This is a genomic window from Pseudomonas sp. Sample_24 (assembly GCF_004307605.1).
In the GTDB taxonomy this organism is placed as follows: domain Bacteria; phylum Pseudomonadota; class Gammaproteobacteria; order Pseudomonadales; family Pseudomonadaceae; genus Aquipseudomonas.
Genome location: NZ_RCNW01000012.1, coordinates 1 through 2,196, shown reverse-complemented (window position 1 = coordinate 2,196; position 2,196 = coordinate 1). Strand labels below are relative to the sequence as shown.

Below are 2,196 nucleotides of genomic sequence, written 5' to 3'. Positions count from 1 at the left end.
TCCTCGCATTGACCGCTGCTTGCTCATCGAAGGAAGTCGTAGACGAAAACCTGAGTGAAGTCGAGTTGTACCAACAGGCTCAAGCCGACCTGGACAACAACAGCTACACCAGCGCCACCGCCAAGCTGAAGGCTCTGGAATCGCGTTATCCGTTCGGTCGTTATGCCGATCAGGCTCAACTCGAGCTCATCTACGCCAACTACAAGAACGCGGAACCCGAGGCTGCAAAAGCCGCTGCGGAGCGCTTCATTCGTCTGCATCCGCAGCACCCGAATGTCGATTACGCTTATTACCTCAAGGGCCTGACTTCTTTCGATCAGGACGTTGGTCTGCTGTCGCGCTTCCTGCCGCTGGACATGACCAAGCGTGACCCGGGTGCCGCGCGCGACTCCTACAACGAGTTCGCCCAGCTGACCAGCCGCTTCCCGAACAGCCGCTACTCGCCTGACGCCAAGCAGCGCATGATCTACCTGCGCAACCTGCTGGCAGCCTACGAAATCCACGTTGCCGACTATTACCTGACCCGTCAGGCCTATGTCGCTGCGGCAAACCGTGGGCGCTATGTGGTGGAAAACTTCCAGGAAACCCCATCGGTCGCCGACGGCCTGGCGGTGATGACCGAGGCCTACCAGCGTCTGCATCTCGACGAACTGGCCGCCACCAGCCTTGAAACCCTGAAACTCAACTACCCGAACCACCCATCGTTGGTGGACGGTCAGTTCGTACCGTCGGTTGACGAAGCCGACAACCGTTCGTGGCTGAGCAAGGCCACCCTGGGCCTGATCGAATCCCGTCCGCCGCTGCCGCCGGGAGAAACCCGCGCCAACCAGGACGTGCAGAAGCAGTTCCAGGACGCGAAGGATGCCATTCCGAACGAACTCAAGCCTAAAGACGCAGATGGCGAAGTGATCGAGGAAGAGGAACACGAAGCTGAAGGCAACAACGAAGACCGTTCGTGGTTCAGCTACATGACCTTCGGCGTGTTCGACTGACACGACCGGCGGTACAAAAGGGAGACGCTTGAGTCTCCCTTTTTTATTGGGTTTTTTTTGTGGTTGGCGAATGCGCTGTGCGCCTGTCATGTCCCCGGCTAAACTGCCTGTTCATCAGCCAATAAAGCAGCTCATCATGCTTCGTATACTCTTCTGGATCGCCGTGATTGCCGCCGCGGTGTGGTTCTGGCGCAAGTACAAGGGCCAGGCCTCCTCTCCCAAATCCAATGCCGAGCTGGAAGCAGCGCCAATGGTCCGTTGTGCTCATTGCGGTGTGCACCTGCCACGCGATCGCGCACTGAACCTTCAACAACAGTGGTATTGCAGCCAGGCTCATCTTGAGCAAGGCCCCGGTTCCAGTGATCGCTGAGGCATCCAGTCACAGCGACAAGCAGGCCCAGCGCCTGCTGCGCCTCTATCATCTCTACCGTTTAAGCGTCGGCATCATCCTGGTGCTGCTGATCTCCAGCAACATGGATAACCGGTTGCTGACGTCAGCCAACGACGATTTACTGCGCATTGGCAGTTGGTTGTACCTGGTGCTGAATATTGTGCTGGTGGTCTTCTTCGAGAACACCCGTCGACCGGCACAACTGTTCAGCCTGGCACTGCTCGATATCTTTCTGCTGTGCGGCCTGTTCTACGCCGGCGGCGGTGTGGCGAGCGCCATCGGCAACTTGCTGATCGTCTCGGTGGCCATCAGCAATACCTTGTTGCGAAGGCGCATCGGCCTGTTGATTGCCGCCCTCGCAGCGATCGGCATCGTCGGTTCAAGCTTGCTGTTGAATTTCAGCCATCGCGCCAGTCCCAACGACTATTTGCAAGTCAGTACCCTCGGCGCCCTGTGTTTTGCCGCAGCGTTGCTGGTACAGGGCCTGGCCCGACGCCTGGAAGTCAGCGAAACGCTGGTGGAGCAGAAGGCCAGCGAAGTCATCGGCCTCGAAGCACTCAACGCGCTGATCCTGCAACGCATGCGCACCGGCATCCTGGTGCTCGACGATCAGCGCCGAGTGCAATTGGCCAATCACAGCGCCTTGACCCTGCTGGGTTTTGATCGCCTTGAAGGCCGACTGATCGACGAGCTCCTACCGTCGCTCGTCGAGCGTCTGCACCTGTGGCTCAACAACCCGACGCTGCGCCCCCAGAGCCTTAAAATCGCCAGCAGCGGCATGGAGCTGCAACCCAGTTTCATTGCTCTGGACCC

General features: G+C 58.7%; 3 protein-coding genes. All 3 read left to right on the top strand.

Annotated elements, in window-relative coordinates; genetic code table 11:
- The coding region (locus D8V06_RS00540) for an outer membrane protein assembly factor BamD (RefSeq protein ID WP_130930262.1) at positions 1 to 992 on the top strand (992 nt) is incomplete at its 5' end.
- Positions 993 to 1,128: 136 nt separating this feature from the next.
- Positions 1,129 to 1,362, top strand: coding sequence for a PP0621 family protein (locus tag D8V06_RS00535; RefSeq protein ID WP_056855651.1), 234 nt, complete (start codon positions 1,129 to 1,131; stop codon positions 1,360 to 1,362).
- The coding region (locus tag D8V06_RS00530) for a PAS domain-containing protein (RefSeq protein ID WP_130930263.1) at positions 1,352 to 2,196 on the top strand (845 nt) is incomplete at its 3' end. The genes D8V06_RS00535 and D8V06_RS00530, both read left to right, overlap by 11 nt.

What these genes read in the sequence shown, in the direction of transcription:
- D8V06_RS00535 (WP_056855651.1), top strand. Translation starts at nt 1,129, where the DNA reads ATGCTTCGTATACTCTTCTGGATCGCCGTGATTGCCGCCGCGGTGTGG.